This is a genomic window from Prevotella sp. 10(H) (genome assembly GCF_000711235.1).
GTDB lineage: Bacteria > Bacteroidota > Bacteroidia > Bacteroidales > Dysgonomonadaceae > Dysgonomonas.
Window position 1 is genome coordinate 1 of sequence record NZ_JOMI01000004.1, and the last position, 17,370, is coordinate 17,370.

At 35.1% G+C, this 17,370-nt stretch carries 14 protein-coding genes; 4 read left to right on the forward strand and 10 right to left on the reverse strand.

The window, feature by feature from the left end:
• The 7 genes from K348_RS0109265 to K348_RS0109295 form a co-directional block, all read right to left on the reverse strand.
• The coding region (locus tag K348_RS0109265) for a lipopolysaccharide biosynthesis protein (RefSeq protein ID WP_029904691.1) at positions 1-1,490 on the reverse strand (1,490 nt) is incomplete at its 3' end.
• Positions 1,487-2,236: a WecB/TagA/CpsF family glycosyltransferase gene (locus K348_RS0109270; RefSeq protein WP_029904692.1), complete on the reverse strand. Its 750-nt coding sequence runs from the start codon at positions 2,234-2,236 to the stop codon at positions 1,487-1,489. The genes K348_RS0109265 and K348_RS0109270, both read right to left, overlap by 4 nt.
• A 5-nt stretch (positions 2,237-2,241) precedes the next feature.
• Entirely contained in the window at positions 2,242-3,354 is a 1,113-nt protein-coding gene (locus K348_RS0109275) for a glycosyltransferase family 4 protein (RefSeq protein ID WP_029904693.1), read from the reverse strand.
• Positions 3,347-5,548: a polysaccharide pyruvyl transferase family protein gene (locus K348_RS0109280; RefSeq protein ID WP_029904694.1), complete on the reverse strand. Its 2,202-nt coding sequence runs from the start codon at positions 5,546-5,548 to the stop codon at positions 3,347-3,349. The genes K348_RS0109275 and K348_RS0109280 overlap by 8 nt, the downstream gene beginning before the upstream one ends.
• Positions 5,549-5,907: 359 nt before the next feature.
• Positions 5,908-7,002 carry a Wzz/FepE/Etk N-terminal domain-containing protein gene (locus tag K348_RS0109285; RefSeq protein ID WP_029904695.1) on the reverse strand — a complete coding sequence of 365 codons (1,095 nt, stop codon included), beginning with the start codon at positions 7,000-7,002 and terminating at the stop codon, positions 5,908-5,910.
• Between the two features lie 3 nt (positions 7,003-7,005).
• Complete coding sequence (locus tag K348_RS0109290; RefSeq protein WP_029904696.1) at positions 7,006-9,375, reverse strand: SLBB domain-containing protein; 2,370 nt, start codon at positions 9,373-9,375, stop codon at positions 7,006-7,008.
• A gap of 256 nt (positions 9,376-9,631) precedes the next feature.
• Complete coding sequence (locus tag K348_RS0109295; RefSeq protein WP_029904697.1) at positions 9,632-10,213, reverse strand: SIS domain-containing protein; 582 nt, start codon at positions 10,211-10,213, stop codon at positions 9,632-9,634.
• Positions 10,214-10,411: 198 nt separating this feature from the next.
• Between K348_RS0109295 and K348_RS0109300 the strand changes: the two genes are divergently transcribed.
• Positions 10,412-11,368: an SPOR domain-containing protein gene (locus K348_RS0109300; RefSeq protein ID WP_029904698.1), complete on the forward strand. Its 957-nt coding sequence runs from the start codon at positions 10,412-10,414 to the stop codon at positions 11,366-11,368.
• A gap of 70 nt (positions 11,369-11,438) precedes the next feature.
• Here K348_RS0109300 and upp read toward each other — a convergent pair whose 3' ends face one another.
• The 3 genes from upp to K348_RS0109315 all read right to left on the reverse strand — a co-directional run bounded on the left by upp (position 11,439) and on the right by K348_RS0109315 (position 13,621).
• The gene (gene upp / locus K348_RS0109305) at positions 11,439-12,095 is read right to left on the reverse strand and encodes a uracil phosphoribosyltransferase (RefSeq protein WP_029904699.1); all 657 of its coding nucleotides are present in this window, start codon (positions 12,093-12,095) and stop codon (positions 11,439-11,441) included.
• Positions 12,096-12,158: 63 nt separating this feature from the next.
• Entirely contained in the window at positions 12,159-12,902 is a 744-nt protein-coding gene (locus K348_RS0109310; protein ID WP_029904700.1) for a shikimate dehydrogenase, read from the reverse strand.
• 101 nt (positions 12,903-13,003) lie between these two features.
• A complete protein-coding gene (locus tag K348_RS0109315) occupies positions 13,004-13,621 on the reverse strand; it encodes an OmpH family outer membrane protein (protein WP_029904701.1) in 618 nt (205 codons plus the stop codon).
• Positions 13,622-13,837: 216 nt separating this feature from the next.
• Here K348_RS0109315 and K348_RS0109320 point away from each other — a divergent pair, with 216 nt between their 5' ends.
• From K348_RS0109320 to K348_RS0109330, 3 genes are all read left to right on the forward strand, one after another.
• Positions 13,838-15,295, forward strand: coding sequence for an aminoacyl-histidine dipeptidase (locus K348_RS0109320; protein WP_029904702.1), 1,458 nt, complete (start codon positions 13,838-13,840; stop codon positions 15,293-15,295).
• Positions 15,296-15,421: 126 nt separating this feature from the next.
• Positions 15,422-16,486, forward strand: a complete 1,065-nt coding sequence (locus K348_RS0109325) for an acyltransferase (protein ID WP_029904703.1) — start codon at positions 15,422-15,424, stop codon at positions 16,484-16,486.
• A gap of 153 nt (positions 16,487-16,639) precedes the next feature.
• A complete protein-coding gene (locus K348_RS0109330; protein WP_029904704.1) occupies positions 16,640-17,362 on the forward strand; it encodes a DsbA family protein in 723 nt (240 codons plus the stop codon).
• Positions 17,363-17,370 lie beyond the last annotated feature (8 nt).

The following is a 17,370-nucleotide window of genomic DNA, read 5'->3' on the forward strand; positions in this document are numbered from 1 at the left end:
AAATTTCTTTCAGTTCTATTTAATCCGATATAATAAATAACCAATCCTGAAATTAGAAATGAAGCAGCGCATGTTGCTGAAAATCCAAACCACGATGCATCCATATGTGAATATATTGTAAAAGGTATGGGTAAAGATATTAAAGTTACAACTATAGATCTTAATATTACTTTTTTGAAATATAGTAAAGTTAATAATTGAATTTTATTTTTTAAATAAAATATACGGAAAACATAAATAATAAGATTCATGATTATTCTTACTACCCAAACCGAACTTGGAGAATAGCCCATTTTTAGGGCAATATATGAAATCGGTAAATTTAAAAAAATCAGCACACTCATAATTATTTGATATGTCGCTATTTTTCCAGTAGCCTGAACAGACATCCACAGAGGTCCTCCAATGGCTTCTATTAAAAGAAAAAGAATTATTAACCGGCAAAATTCTGATGCATATTCAGGCACGATAACCAGCCATTTCTCCAATATAAAATCTGTACAGATCAGTATGGGTATGGATATGAATATAAATAAAAAATAAGAAAGCTTCGAAGCCTTAAATATCAATGATAAAAAATCATCCTTACTGTCTGATGCATATAGTTTGACAATCTGTGGATTAAATGCTGTCTGAAAATTGGATATAAAATTATATATGGCATTTGTTACCTGATTAGCTACGCCTACAGCAGCATTTATTGTTACACCATAAAATAAATTTAATACAATACTTATACCTTGTTGCGTCCCCATATTAGCAACACTTCCAAACAGGCTCCACCCAGAGAAGCTCATTATCTGTCCAAATAGTTTTTTATCCCATAATACTTTATATCTTGCTGTTTCAAAATTTCTCCCACAATATATTCTATAATATAGTGCGACAAGAAGTGTTACAACGAAAATTAGAAAGGCATAAAAAATTAGCCTGTCAAACTCAGATTTCATTAATAAAAAGACGACTCCTAACTTAAGAACTGCCTCTACAATACTGGTATACGCATAGAAATTCATTCTCTCATAGGCTATAATAGTAGCATTGTAAGGTACCCTGATGAGATTAGCACAAAATGTTAATAAAGAAAACTGATAAACCCAATTTGCGGCAACAATCCTATCTTCCGGAATATTTATTTGAGTATTTAAGAACCATAATCCAATAGTCTCCGCTAAGATAATAACTATAAAGGCTATCAGTATATAAGATGTCATACTTATACTAAATATCCTTTTTACTCCGTCCAAATTATTTTTCCCCAATTCAAAATTAAGGAAACGCTGGGTGGCACTTGACATAGCACCATTTAAGAAAGAAAATAATACTACAATACCTCCAACAATGTTATATATCCCAAAATCTTCAATACCCAGAGTATTTATCACTACTCTGGATGTATAGAGTGAAACAACTATTATAACTAATTGCCGGATGTAAAGGAATACCGTATTTTTAGCTATACGTTTATTATTATCTACATTTGCACTCATTTATTAGTCGATATACATTGCGATTTTGAGTTTCTATTTTTCTCTATAAAAATATATCCACAAAACAAAAGATTACCAATAATATATCTCTTCCATAGCCGTTTGGGTTCTTGTGATAGACGATAGAACCATTCTAATCCAAGCTTTATACACCAAGCAGGTGCCCGCTTTACCGTACCTGCATAAAAATCAAAAACGGCACCAATAGTTCCTATATGACAATTGATATTTAACTCACGATAATGAGTATATGCCCACTTTTCTTGTTTTGGAGCAGTCATACCTATCCACAAAAGGTCTGGATTATTTGTATTTACGGCGTCAATCATAGCTTTGTTTTCTTCTTCCGAAAATTCTGCTTTATATGGTGGAGAATATGTTATTATATTTATATTGGGATAGTCTTTCGATGCTCGTTGTTTCATTAATGATAATACATTCTCGCTACTGCCAAGAAAAAAACAAGTACCTCCTTTTTCATTTAGTCTGCTCATTTCGAAAACAAATAGATCTGCACCTGCAATACGCATCAGTTTTTCCCCGTTTAGCCATTTGACTGCTTTTACGATACTTATACCATCTGGTATCAGTTTTCCGCCAAAGATAAGTGATTCGGCAAACAGTTTATCTTTTTGTGCAATATTGTATGAATGGGCATTAATTGTATTTATAAGGAGTTTTCCTTCCGGCAACAAAGCCAGTTCACCCATATTTTTAATAAGATCTATATTTCTTAGTCTTAACATAGTTTTTATATTAAAGATGATAAAATTTCTTTTATCTTGTTTTCAAATGATCCGATCGTAAAAGAATCGAGATACTTCTGATAGCCGTTACTGCCAAGCCGAGCGGCTAATTCAGGATCATCCAAAAGCTTTTCCATTGCATCGGCCAAATCATCCACGCTTTGTCTACGACATAACAACCCAGTTTTCCCATGTTCAATTATGGCCGGAATACCGGCTTCATCGGTAGATATACATGGTATACCGTATTGCATTGCTTCTAATAATACAACAGGGAAACATTCTTTTGAATAAAAAGTCGGAAAAACAAACAGTGAGGCATTTTGTAAATATGTATTCTTTTCTTCACCGTACTTTTTACCATGATAAATGACTGAATCCTGTAATTTTAGTTCTGCTATTTTATCATTTAAAACATTTCTATCAATTTCCTGCGTTTCTCCTCCAATTATTTCACATACAAAAGAAAATCCTTTATCCTTCAGGATTTTACAGGCTCCCAACAAAATAAAAATCCCTTTACTTTTAATTAAGTTAGAAAGAAATAATATATGTGGAATTGCCAAATTATCTTTCTTTTCTACGTTATTTATTTTATTAGGTAAAGGTATCCCATTCGGACATACATTTATATCTCTCTTATTTACGTACTTTTTCAAATCTTCATGAAGGACGTCTGCCAATAATATAATATTAAGATCCTTAAAGAATCGTTTGTAACAGAAGTTATATATAAATTTATCCTGATATGCAGCAACTCCTTTATTATGATAATGCGCCACCACTTTTACTCTTTGGCTCTTAATCATCCTCACAACCAGAAAATCCTTTAGAAAAGATATTCCGGTTGCATTCGGTGTAACATAAACTACGTCAGGATTGAATGACTGAATTACCTTTTTTATTTGCATTAACATAATAAAAAAAGAATATATTTTTTTCAACCCTGCTTTGCCAATATCCTCCAAATTCTTTGCAGTACCCAAGTTTATGTATTTACATTCAAAACTATTATTAATAATTTTACTTTCGTAAATATACTGCCCCATAATAGATGCACCATGAATAGGAGGTGGCATATGAAGTATAAATAATATTTTAGGTAAATCTTTAGTCATTTAAATAGCCAACTAAATTCAGTATTTCTTCAGACTTAAAGTCCTTAATATTTAAACATAATTCTTCTTTGTCGAATAAGGTTGAAACCTTTCCTTTTCCGGATAAACTATAATCGAGGCCAATAGTCATTATTTTCTGAGATAAAGCAAATATTGCTGCATGAAATCTCATGCATATAGCTAAATCCGAGTGACGCAGAAAATGTATAAGACCTGCTATCGTTGGTTCTGTTTCCCATATTTGAAAAGATTCCGGCTTGGATAGTCTACTTGCAATTTCATTAGCAACATCTAAATCTGAAAAGCCAAATTGATCTGAATTCATAGGGAAAAAAACCACAAAGTAATTTCTCTTTATCAGTTCTGATAATGATAAAATTATCTCATTTAAAAAATTGTCGAAATCAAATGACTTATCATTCCCGTATCTACCCCATAAAGGACGAAGATTGACAGCGACTAATTTGCGTCCGTTCCTTTGATTCAAAAGGCGATCTATTGTCCTCTTCTCTTCCTGCTGCAGATTTAGTTCATCAGGTAAGAGTGATAAATAATTGAATGCAGGATCTCCTAAATTTTCAATTTTATCATTTGATAATACCCGGGATATCGCATTTTTATCTTTTTCAGATCTGGCAGTGACAGCCGAAGCTGCTTTTAATATTTTCTTAGACATATATTTTCCAAAAAAGCTATTTAAAGGTCCATAACCGATTCCCTCTATCTCTATCTTACATCCAAAAGACAAGGCTTTACGTATAAAATAATAATTTTGAGTCATAACTAAAGGCAACTCCATCATAGGACCTCCTGCCCATACTAATATTTGAGTTCCCTTCAATTCTTTTACAAATGATTGATTATTATCATATACTTTTATCTCGATATCTGATAATTGCGTTAAATTATCTGCCCAACATTCTGTTCTATCTTTTCGAAAGCTATATACGGAAACTTTCCCAAGGTGAGGATATCTGTTTTTTAACCGCCAAATCACACCACCCAGAATAGCTGCATCTCCAACATGTTCTCCCCCATACATTCCTACGATACCTACATTTGTAACTTCATTGAAATCACGCTGTTTATCAATTAATCTATTGGCTAAAAATAAATTTTTTGAAACATAATAGGCTTTTCGCACAGGTAATAGTTTTTTACCAAAAAGTTGCCCCAAAACTTCAGAAAATGACCAAAATCCGGTTTGGTCATGGTAACAAGACGAACAATTTTCTGAAATACAATTATTCCGTAATCGATCATTAAAGAAAGATTTAGATAAATCAATATCATAAATTTCAGAAAAAGGAGTTTCGAATCTTGAACAATAGAATAGATTCTTATCGGAAGACAATACGACCCCTTCTTTTTGAAAATAACAAGGGGCAGATCTTTTTCCTGTTTTTAATAGTTGATTGGCTAAATGTTTATAATAAAGTTTTCTTCCAATAGATCTAGTATAATTTAATAACGATTCGCTATTGATAAAGTCACAAAAAAATGATATTTGTTTCTTATCCAAAGATATTCGTTCTATAACCCTTTTATTACTTAACCGGCTGATTTCACTAGCCAGTCTGAATATAATATCTGCATTTTTAGACTTTGCATAACCTAATATTGCATTTACATGATACACATTATATCTATTTATCGTAGTATGTATTTGATATGGTATTTGCTTCTCTCTAACCAAAGAGAGTACTTTTTCGAAAGATTCAAAATTTCCATTCGTACCCCTTACTTTATTATGAACTTCACCCACTCCATCCAAACTAAGATTTATCTGAAAATATACATTTTTTTCCTTACACGTACCAAAAATTGGTTCCAGATTGTTGATCCAGAAATCCGGCTGGATACTATTCGATGTAATTGATACAGATTTTATATTGGGTAAGGAATTCAATATCTCTTTTATATGATATTTCAGATCAGGAAATATAGACGGTTCTCCGCCTGAAATACCCACGTGTCTGATTTCAGAAAATAATTCTTTATCTAAAGTAGCCTTTAAATCATTTAATTCAATTGTCTTACCTTCTCGCTCTTTCCAAATATTGCAGGTTATGCAATGAGAGTTACAAAGATTTGTGATAAGATAACTTAATATTTGAGGCTTTGACTGTTGTTGTTTTAATTTAAAGAAATTGAGAAATGCCCGCTTTCCATATTGAATTATTTTTTTATTCATATTTTATTGAACAATTTACTTTTAGGAACTTTTTTAGAATCTTTGCAGTATGTATAAGATTCTAAAGTTATTATCATGCACAAGTCTGTTAGATTTAGTTAGATTCATCTCTTATCACTTAGTAAATGATGAGAGTTGATAATAATTTATTTAATTTTGATTAAATCAAAGATAAATATAATGAGTAAACCTTAACACTATTAAATATAATTATAAAATATTTTATGAGATCTATTTATAATGATTATAATTAGGACTATAACAGCACCATCCAAATTTAGTTCACGTTTTTAATTCACTTTCAATTCTTAATTAATAAAAATGGCAATTATTTTCTTTTCCACCCCGTTTTATCTTAATCAACTATTTTCTCCCTCATTATTAGAAATATAGTCCCAAACATCTTTTCTTAAAGTCCATATTGAAATACCTACAAATGATAAGAATAAAAATACCGCTACAATTACCTTTTTGAGAGGTCTTGATGGATTAATGGGTTGTATTGCCGGCTGTATTACAGTGAATACGGGGGTAGTATCTTGTACTTTTACTTTAGCCATTTGCAGTTGCTGTGCCATTTGATTATAAATGGAATATGTTAAATTTGCTTCATTTTGAAGCCGTTCCTGAGTAATTCTGAATTTAGCTGATACTACATTTATATTACCGTCAATGAAGGTTGCATAATCTTTTTGTGCCTTGTAATAATTTATTTGAGATTCATTAAATAATTTTTCAGCATATAACAAATCTTTCCGTGATTTCTGAGTACGATAATTTATAATATATGCCTGAAAATACGAAACTAAACTATCTGCAATATAGGCAGAAATTTGAGAATCTTGCATTGTCACAGACACTGTAGTTACTCCGCTCTTTTTATCAGAACTAACAAACAATCGTTCTTTAAGAATATTTATTATATCAATTTCTTCTTTAGACATGACTCTCTCACTCGGTTTCGCCGTTTTAGCTGAGGTCTGTGAGTCATTCGATGAGAATTTTCCAAGTAATTTTCTGGGAAAGCTAAAAATGTAACTCCACCAAGGATAATTTTGATGATCTTTTAAATATACATATAGAGTCGTGTCTACTTCTTCTTTTCTGTCCTTTACCTCTATATTGAATAAGCCTTTAAGAAATGACGTTGATTGAAAAACATCCGGATATAAATCAGGGGAAGCCAAAGCATCTCCCATATTAGGATTTAAATTTATCCCGGCCATCGCGGCTAATGAACCCATAGAGGAAAACAGGCCCGATGATTGCGACTCAGGCATTAAAACAATTGTCGTTGTATATTCTTTTGGTATACTGAATGCAACGATAACTCCTATGATTCCTCCGATAATCGTTACTTTGAGTACTTTTTTCTTTTGAATCCATATCTTCTTTGCCAGAATCAAGAAATCAATTTCTTTTTTTTTAGGGATATTACCTACCAAATCATCCATACCTTATTTCGATAAAGCATTAATTAATAAAGCGACAACAGAAGCCATAGAAGTTACACTTGTGCCTATACTGATAGTTTCGGCTAAAGTCATTTTTTCTTTACGTTCTTTAGACGGGACAATAATCTCACAACCGGGTTGGATTACATTTTTACTTGAGCGTTTTGCTTTTGTAACCGTACCGTTCATATATACTACATATATATTCTTCTTCTTTGCCAAATCGCTATAACCTCCCGCCTGATCTATATAGTAAGAAACTTTCTCTCCCCTTTTGAACAGGATTGTATTAGGATACATGACTGCTCCATTAACTTTGATCGTATTGTCATATTCAGGAATAATTAAACGATCTCCGGGTTTGAGTACCAGATCAAAATCGGACTTGGGATTAGATAAAGCCTTATCTAATTCTATACCAATAGAATAATGGCGTTCAATATCGACTAATTCGGAAGAAATAGAATCACTTATACCTCTATCAGAAATCGTTTTTAATGATTTTCTTTGTTGAGCGATCTCCTCATCTGTCTGCATTCTCTGCAGTCTTGCTCCTTGCGAGTAGGCATATCGAGTCAGATCGCCTGCTCTTTTAACGACATCTGATAATCGTTCTTCTTTTTCCAATAAAGCATAAGTACCCGGAAACAAAACCTCCCCTATGATTGTAATATTACGCTGCTCAATATATCCGGGACTCTTTCTTATATAGACCTGATCATAGGGTTGAAGTATAAAATTAGATTTACCGTCTGCAATCAATCCGTTTTTTATATCAAATGTGAATGTTTCTGCTATTGTTGTAGGAACATCAGTCCGTAAAGGGTCAATAATTCTACGAGCCACATCAACTTTTGACATGGATGCCGACCCTAATAAGCCGCCTGCTCTAATGATTAAATCTTCAATAGTCGTATTATCAGCATATTTATACGAACCAGGAGAAAGAACGTTCCCATGAATACCGAAATCTCCTAAATCATTGAGTATATCTATAGTAGGAATAAATAAAATATCATTTTTCTTGAGAACTATATCATTTTGCTTGTTAGAAAGCAAAGATCTCAAATTCACAGATATATTTTCCAGCGTCAAATCATCTTTTTCCCTTGTTAATATTGCCCTATCCAAAAATGCATTTTCTTTTAATCCCCCTGATTTTTGAATCAGATCCCTTATATTCTTTATATCTTTCCCTACTTCATAGTATCCGGGTCTGAAAACAGCTCCTTTTATTTCTGCTCTGTTATCATACAACTCGAGTCCTGCGCGGACTATGACCGAATCGCCATCATCTAAAATAAAACTAGAGAAATCACCGGATACTAAAGAAAACAGTTTATCGTATCCTCCTGTTTTCCTATTCAAAGTAATCTCATCCTTGTAAGCATCTGCAGTAAATCCTCCTGAATATTTAATTAAATCAGCAAGAGTTTCCTGTGAAGTCATCTCATAATACATGGGACGTTTTACTTTTCCATATATCTTTACTAACGAAACATATGTAGGAACGATAATTATATCACCGTCCGCTAAGCGTATGTCTGCAGAAGAATCACCATCCAACAGATATCTATATATATCTACAGTTTCTATTAATTTGTTTTTTCTAAATACTTGTATCAATCTTAATGAACCTATGTCACTCACGCCTCCTGCATTATATAAGGCATGAAGAACTGAGGATAAAGAAGATATTGCATAAGTACCCGGTGCAACCACCTCCCCCATTATATTTATTTGAATAGTACGTATCTGCCCTAAAGTCAACTTAATATGGGATGCTCCCTCATCTCCAATGCCAGAATATAAATTCGAGAATTTTTTTTGAATATAACTATTGGCTTCTTTGATAGTCATCCCGTTTAGAAAAACAGGACCAAGCTTATCCACTATTATATTTCCTTCCGGAGAAATTGTCTGTCTCAATGAAGCTTGGGATACACCCCATATATCAATTACGACCTCATCGCCAGGTCCAAGTTTATAATCTTCCGGAGTAGGAATATTTATATTAGGAGCAAATGTCAGATTTTTTTTATTAAAAATATTTCGTCCAAAAACATCTAACTTCCCATCTTCTGCAGTATGTAGAGCAACAGTTTCGTTATCTGATGCAGTACGTAACCTTGGCATATTTGACATTACCGGCTGGACAGGTTGTTGATTTGGCTGAGTCATTTGATTTTTTATTCTTTCAACCTGGCTCTCAGTTACGCCTCTTTTCAACAATTCTGTTCCTATTGCTTGCTGTGAAGTCCCCTTTGCTACCTCCGTTTTCACATAGTCAATAACCTGACTATCTGACATCTGGGCATAAATAAGATGAGTTGAAATTAAAAAAGTAAAAAAATAAAGAATAACTTTTTTCATATAATTAATAAATATTTACACTTTATTCAAACTAATCACATGTATAATAAAAATTTCTATTATTTGTATTCAAAGCAAGAAACCACAAACCAGACCAAGTGTCAATAAATCAGCAAATTGCAAGATAGCAAAAAGTAAATCACACCCTGTTTTTTCGCGCTACAAATGTAGGCATTTTTTGTCTGATAACAAGTATATTTTTAACAAACATTTAAACACATCATAAAATCCTGCATATCAATAAGTTCCCCAACAGCTATCCAAACAATTCTTGTTCTACAATACAACAAATGATATGCCCTACCAATATATGGGATTCCTGTATTCTGGGAGTTTCTGTTGAAGGAATTCTAATACAAAGATCACACAAACCTAATGTCTTACCACCGTCTTTTCCGGTCAGGACAATAGATTTTAAACCTTTTTCTTTGCACACCTTTAATGCTTTAATAATATTCTCAGAATTTCCGGATGTTGTTATCCCGATAAAAACATCGCCTTGCACACCGTGGGCTTGCACCTGACGTTCGAATAATCGGTCGAAACCGTAATCATTCCCTATAGCTGTAATTATCGAAGTATCTGTAGATAAGGAAATAGATGGAATCCCCGGCCTGTCGAAATAAAATCTGCTTACAAATTCTCCTGCTATATGCTGTGCATCTGCTGCACTCCCCCCATTCCCGGCAAGCAATGTTTTAAAACCATTTTTGTAAGCATCAGTAACAATCGCGGCAGCCTTGCGGATATCATCCAACAAAACTGAATCAGCTAATATAGCTTCCTTTACCGAAATTGAACTTTGTATTTGCTGTATAATCGTTTGCTTAATATCCATAACCTTTTATTTTCAGCTGCAAAATTAATCTTTTTATCTTAAAATCAGGTATTTTTCATCCGATTCTTTTCATTAATTACGGATATAAATCCACTCATAGAAAGACATAGTAATCTGAATATGATTATAATAAAAAGTTGTTAATAACTTTCCTAATTTTATATTATAAAATATCATCCGGTTTTTTATCTTTGTAAAATGGAAAAAATATTATTTAAATACCTGGAACATTTACTGCCCATACATAACTGTGTGATTATTCCGGATTTAGGAGGCTTTATTCTCAATATGGAACCTGCCCTTTTCTTATCCGATGGCAGAATTAATCCGCCGAGATATAGTATTGTTTTCAATCCCGATTTAAACTACAACGATGGCATTATTGCGACGCATATAACTAAAATTAAAAGCAGTTCATATAACTCTGCCAATAAACAAATAAAAAGTTTTGTAAAAGCCATAAAAGCCGATCTGAAAACTGGCAAAACCATTTTGTGCGGCAACTTAGGCTCATTTACCGCCGATTCCAGTCTGAATATTATATTCACTCCTAACAAATCCTTGATATATCCGGCTTTGTGGGGGTTAAACTCAATTAATATCAGACATCTGTCAGAAATTAATCAAACCACGCTCAGGGAGAAAAGGAATATACGGCTCAGATATACTGCCGGAAGAGTTGCCGCTGCGGTAGCAGCTATAGCATTCTTTATAATTCCAATCAACATCGAAGATAGCAATTCGGATAAAACAACACAGCAGGCAAGTTTTATTTCTACTATCAACAGTTCTCTGACCGAAACGGCCAAAACTGAAAATAACGTTGAAGCCGAAAAAATAACAGCAAACACTGCTCTGTTTGAAAAGCCAATTGAAAACGAAGCGCCTAAAGCTGTAGAAGAGAAAAAGAAATCTAATAAATCTTACTACATTATTGTAGGGGGGGAAGTAGAAGAAAGTCAAGCGAACAGGCTCTTGAAAAAGATACGCGAGCAGGAATTCGAACAGGCAAAGATTATAGAATGCTGGGATAGGTACAGAATATATGTGGCCTCCTTCGATGACAAAAATGAAGCCGAAACATTCCTCACTGCTTTCAGAAAAGAACACCCTAAATATGAAGCAGCATGGCTATATCCAATGAAAAATAAGTAGGGTATTTATCTATATAACAGAAAAAGTCCGGCAGAACCGGACTTTTTTTTATTCTGTTCTCCTCAGACTCTTATTCTTTTTCACCATATGCAAGGTCACCTGCATCGCCCAAGCCGGGAATAATATAAGCAAATTCATTCAGTTCAGGATCGATTGCCGCTGCCCAGATAGTAGTCCGTTCTTTAGGAAAATTCTGTTCGCAGTATTCAATTGCCTGTTTACTGGCAATAATAGTGGCAATGTGTATATGCTTAGGTTGACCTTTAGTAAGGAGCGCCTGATAAGACAAATCCATGCTTCCTCCGGTAGCAAGCATAGGATCAGTTAGGATCAGCACCTTATCCTCTATTCGTGGTGAGGCAATATACTCGATATGAACGTGAAAACTCTGATGATTTTCCCGGTATTTACGATATGCGGATACAAATGCATTCTCCGCCTGATCGAAACAGTTCAGGAAACCATGATGATAAACAAGCCCTGCTCGCAAAATTGTACCGATTACTATAGGATCAATCGGCACATTGGTAACAGAAGTACCCAGAGGTGTAGTAGTTTCAAGAGGAAAATAATTTAACGTCTTACTTATCTCATAAGCCATAATTTCACCGATACGCTCCACATTACGCCTGAACCGCATGCTATCTTTCTGAATTTCCACATCACGCAGTTCGCTGACAAAACGATTTAAAATTGTATTTTGTTCTGATAGATTTATTGTTTTCATTATTGTATTTTAGGCCAAAATTAATTGTTTTTCTTTCAAATTCACAAGACAAATTCTTAAAACTCACTTATTCCATATATCCCATGCCGCCAAAGCCTGCAATTCAAGCATCTCAGCACCGTTCTTTATGGCAGCACCATTCTCCTTGCCCAACCTCAAAAATTTTGTTTCAGCAGGATTATAGACCAAATCATACAGAAGATGACTACGGGTCAAATAATTATATGGGATATCCGGTGCCTCATCCACATTGGGAAAAGTACCTAAAGGGGAAGAGTTAATAATAACCTTGTATTCGTTCAACATTTCTTTATTAAGGTCGGCATACGACAACTGCCCCTGCTTCGGTGTGCGGGATACATATTTGAAATCCAGTCCGAGATTATGCAATCCTTCGGCTACAGCCTTAGAAGCCCCTCCTGTACCTAATATCAATGCTTTTTGGTGAATATCTTTATTTATAAGTGGTAAAATCGAGTTTCGAAAACCTATAATATCGGAATTGTGCCCTGTCAGTTTTACCTTATCTCCTACCCTATCTACTTTGATGACATTTACCGCCCCTATTTCCTGTGTTTGCGGATCTAGTTCATCCAGATATGGAATAACTTTCTCCTTATACGGGATCGTAACATTCAATCCTTTCAAATTTGGATGCGACTGTATAATCTGAGGAAATAATGAAATATCTTCTATTTCGAATTTTACATATTCGGCATCTATATTTTCCCTTACAAATTTCTCTGTAAAATACTTCGGTGAAAACGAATGCCCAAGCGGATAACCTACTATTCCATATAAATCCATAATCGGGTAAAATAATTATTCAACAATAAAAATGGGAAAGTACAAAAAAATAGGATAACACCTTTACGGGCAGTTATCCTATTTCTGTATTGTTAGTATTATTACTTGGCAGCCTCTGGTTTGTAACGGCTGTTGAGTAATACTATTACGTCTTTAGTTATATCGTAAGAATCTTTTGCCAGCAATACATTATCCAGCCCTGTGTTGCTGAAAATAATCTGATAGTTGGCTTTCTTATTGTATTCTTTCAGGCATGTGCGTACAGAGTCTGTAACCTGTGCATTCATCTTTGCCTGTTTTCTCATATAGTCATCCTGCAACCGCTGCGCTGTAGCATGCAGGTCTGACTCGATTTTTTGTATACGCGTTTGCTCCTGTTGTGCTCTTTCCTGACTCAGAAATACATTGTTTTCAAGTTTCTTGCGAAAATCGGCAACCTCATTTTCAAACTGTCTTTGCTTATTGTTCAAAGTCGCATTCGCACTGTTGTATTCCTTCATCAAAACATCGTTTGCATCTTTTGCGTAGTTGTAGTTGATAAGTAATGAGTCAACGTTGACATAAGCCACGGGCAAAACACCTGTTGAATCTCCTTCTGCAAAATTAAGGGATGCAGATCCCCCTTCTGTGCCTTTCTTATTAGACGTAAAAAACAAAATAAATAAAACGATGATAGCTACTGCAAGCACACCGTTGATAATGTAAGAGATATTCTTCATTTATTTAAATGCATTTAGTTAATCCTTCTTTATAGAAAATCAGTCGATACCGATCTATCATTTTTGAACGACTTGGCAAAGATATATCTTTATGTTAAAACATTGTCACAAATAAACCTTTAAAAGATGTAAAAAAATTGGTTTTTACTTACCAACTACATATTTTTATGTGTTATTACCAAATAGAATAGTAATTTATTAAAATTTTTAACCCGCATGACAATAAAAGATCTGAAGCCGGCAGGCGTATGGAATTATTTTTATGAAATAACCCAAATCCCGCGCCCGTCAAAGAAAGAAGAGAAAATCATTGCTTATCTTCTCGATTTCGCAAAGAAACACAATCTTGATGTAAAAAAGGACGAAGCCGGAAATGTCCTTATCACGAAACCAGCGACAAAAGGAAAAGAAAATCTTCCGACAGTGATACTACAGGGACATGTAGACATGGTATGCGAAAAAAATAACGATACTGTACATGACTTCGACAACGACCCGATAGAAACCTTCATAGAAAACGACTGGGTAAAAGCAAAAGGAACCACCCTTGGTGCAGATAACGGCGTAGGCGTTGCTGCCGCACTGGCTATTCTGGCGTCGGATACTATCGAACACGGAAAATTGGAATGCCTCTTTACAGTGGATGAAGAAACAGGCCTAACAGGGGCTTATGCTTTAGGTAAAGATTTTCTGAAAGGGGATATACTTATCAATCTGGATACAGAAGAAGAAGGCGAAGTATATATCGGTTGTGCCGGAGGTAAAATTACTACTGCCACATTTACATACAGGCCGGAAGCCGTTCCTTCGAATTATTTCTGGTTCAGGGCACAGGTGACAGGACTGAATGGCGGACATTCGGGCTCGGAAATACATAAAGGACTTGGTAACGCAAATAAAATACTCAACCGCTATCTGTGGGAATTGAGCAGAAAATACGACTTTGTCCTTTCCGAATTTAACGGTGGTAATCTACATAATGCGATTGCTCGCGAAGCCTATGCAATAGCAGGTGTACCTTATAATAAAAAAGAGGATGTAATCGTAGAACTCAACACTCTGGCTCCGGAAATCGAAGCCGAACTGAAAGCTATAGACCCGAAACTGAAAATGACAGTTGAATCTACAGATACGCCGTCATTTATTATAGACAGGGATACGACAGAAAATCTGTTGAATGCATTATATGCCTGCCCGCATGGTGTGTTAGGCATGAGCTTCGAAATACCGGGATTGGTGGAAACATCTACAAATCTGGCTTCGGTGAAGATGAAAGAAGGAAATACAATCCTTATCACTACCAGCCAGAGAAGTTCGACCAACTCGCTGAAAGACGATGCCGGAAATATTGTAAATGCTGTTTTCACTTTGGCTAAAGCAAAAGTAGAACACTCGGCCGGATATCCGGGCTGGCGCCCTAATCCGGATTCGAGAGTACTGGGTGTTGCCAAAGAAGCTTACAAAAAACTATTCGGTAAAGAACCTGAAATAATGGCTATACATGCAGGGCTCGAGTGCGGACTATTCCTTGAAAAATATCCGCATCTGGATATGATTTCGTGTGGCCCTACAATCCGCAATGCGCATTCACCGGAAGAGCAGATAGAAATATCCTCAGTAGAAAAATGGTGGAATTTCTTACTGGAAACCCTCAATAATATTCCGGCTAAATGATACAATTTTATTATTTAGCATTATAAACATATATATATCTTTGTCGTGTCGATAACCGGATTATCGGCACGGCATTTTTTGATACTTAATTCTAAACAGACCCAATTAAACACTAATAAACGGAAAATGAAGGGAGAAAGAGTATTCAGCCTTGACCTGCTCAGGGTATTAGCCTGCTATATGGTTATACAGGTTCATGCAGGAGAATTCTATTATATAGGCGAAGGCAACACGGTGATAAACAATGCAGATGCCTCCTGGGTCGGCCTTTATAATTCCTTATTCAGGAGTGCTGTTCCCCTCTTTATTATGATCACAGGATATTTTGTCCTTCCGGTAAAGGAAGAGATGAGCACATTTTTCAAAAGGCGTTTTACACGTGTAGTGATTCCCTTTGTTGTATGGTGCGGGCTGTATGCCGTATATTTTTTCTTTACGGGAGACTCGACTTTGGGAGAAGTATTTATCAATATAGCCAAAATCCCTGTCAATTTCGGTGTGGAAGTAGGGCATCTCTGGTATATTTATATGCTTATAGGGCTATATCTGTTTTTTCCGATTATATCTCCATGGCTCAACAGTGCTTCACGCAACAATATCCTTTTCTTCCTTGTTATATGGGCAGTAACATTGCTTCTGCCATATATACACCGTGAATTTCCCGAAGTACTTGGCGAATGTTTCTGGAATCCGACACCACTATTATATTATTTCAGCGGATTTCTCGGATTTGCCGTTCTTGGGTGCTATCTGAAAAAATTCCATAAGGAAAAGAACAAATGGGATTTAACGGCAGGAGTTGCCCTTATCGTGATCGGGTACCTCATCACTTATACTCTTTTTATCACACGTCTGGATACGGAAAAAATGGTTACCGATCTCGAACTGTCATGGAACTACGGAACTATCAATGTAGCTATGATGGCTTTGGGAATATTTTTAGTGATAAAGAATATTCAATTCAAAAAAAATAATGCTTTTAGAAGAAGAATGGTAAGTATTTCTATGATGAGTTACGGAATGTACCTGGTCCATATTATGGTACTGAATTTCTTCTACTGGGCATTCAACGATATGTTTTCATCGGCGGCTGTCAAGATTCCGTTAATGGCTGTATGTACATTCATAGTGTCTTATATAATTATTAAATTAATTTCATATCGGTCGAGGAGCAAATATATTATAGGTTAATCGTATCTTTGTAATAATAAGCAACAGCATGAAATATATTTATCTATATAATATACAAATAGTTACAAGATAAAAAGTAACTATTTAGCAATATACGCAAAAAAGGTTACCTTTGTTACTTTTTAACATTATATAGTTAATAAAAGTAAAATTATGGATAAAATGAAAATCGAGATATGGTCGGATATAGCCTGTCCATTCTGCTATATAGGAAAGCGTAAACTAGAGGCGGCACTCGCGCAGTTTCCGCATAAAGACAAAGTTGAACTTGTGTGGAACAGCTACGAACTCGACCCCGAATTGCCTAAAGAGGCTTTGGAATCGAAGATATACGGCTATTTTGCCGACAAGCACAATATGAGCGTCAATGAAGCGCACGAAACAATGGAACGGACTGCGGCGCTGGCAAAAGAAGTGGGGCTGAACTTCGATTATGACAACCTCATCGTTGCCAATACATCGGATGCTTTACGCTTAGTTAAACTGGCCAAAGAGTCGGGACTTGCTACCGAAGCTGAAGAAGTACTGTTCGATGCCTACTTTGCTAAAGGCGAAGATGTAAGCGATAAGAATGTACTTGTAAAGCTGGGCACTAAAATCGGGCTGAAAGAAGACGATATTTTGAAAATGCTCGACAGCGATAAATATCTCAATGAAATAAAGAAAGATATAGCCTATAGCGAGAATGTCCTTAATTTGGAATACATTCCGTTTTATGTATTCAACAACGAGCAAATGGTACAGGGTTCTATCCCCGTAGAAGATTATCTTGAAGTGCTGACCAAAGCTTACGCGGACTGGGAAAAAGGCATTTCTAACAATAGCGGAGAAATAATAAGCGGGAAATCCTGTTCTATAGACGGTATTTGCAGCTAAAAATATAT

What these genes read in the sequence shown, in the direction of transcription:
- K348_RS0109270 (WP_029904692.1), bottom strand. Translation starts at nt 2,236, where the DNA reads ATGTTAAGACTAAGAAATATAGATCTTATTAAAAATATGGGTGAACTG.
- K348_RS0109280 (WP_029904694.1), bottom strand. Translation starts at nt 5,548, where the DNA reads ATGAATAAAAAAATAATTCAATATGGAAAGCGGGCATTTCTCAATTTC.
- upp (WP_029904699.1), bottom strand. Translation starts at nt 12,095, where the DNA reads ATGAAAACAATAAATCTATCAGAACAAAATACAATTTTAAATCGTTTT.
- K348_RS0109325 (WP_029904703.1), top strand. Translation starts at nt 15,422, where the DNA reads ATGAAGGGAGAAAGAGTATTCAGCCTTGACCTGCTCAGGGTATTAGCC.
- K348_RS0109310 (WP_029904700.1), bottom strand. Translation starts at nt 12,902, where the DNA reads ATGGATTTATATGGAATAGTAGGTTATCCGCTTGGGCATTCGTTTTCA.
- K348_RS0109330 (WP_029904704.1), top strand. Translation starts at nt 16,640, where the DNA reads ATGGATAAAATGAAAATCGAGATATGGTCGGATATAGCCTGTCCATTC.
- K348_RS0109285 (WP_029904695.1), bottom strand. Translation starts at nt 7,002, where the DNA reads ATGGATGATTTGGTAGGTAATATCCCTAAAAAAAAAGAAATTGATTTC.
- K348_RS0109290 (WP_029904696.1), bottom strand. Translation starts at nt 9,375, where the DNA reads ATGAAAAAAGTTATTCTTTATTTTTTTACTTTTTTAATTTCAACTCAT.
- K348_RS0109275 (WP_029904693.1), bottom strand. Translation starts at nt 3,354, where the DNA reads ATGACTAAAGATTTACCTAAAATATTATTTATACTTCATATGCCACCT.
- K348_RS0109300 (WP_029904698.1), top strand. Translation starts at nt 10,412, where the DNA reads ATGGAAAAAATATTATTTAAATACCTGGAACATTTACTGCCCATACAT.
- K348_RS0109320 (WP_029904702.1), top strand. Translation starts at nt 13,838, where the DNA reads ATGACAATAAAAGATCTGAAGCCGGCAGGCGTATGGAATTATTTTTAT.
- K348_RS0109315 (WP_029904701.1), bottom strand. Translation starts at nt 13,621, where the DNA reads ATGAAGAATATCTCTTACATTATCAACGGTGTGCTTGCAGTAGCTATC.
- K348_RS0109295 (WP_029904697.1), bottom strand. Translation starts at nt 10,213, where the DNA reads ATGGATATTAAGCAAACGATTATACAGCAAATACAAAGTTCAATTTCG.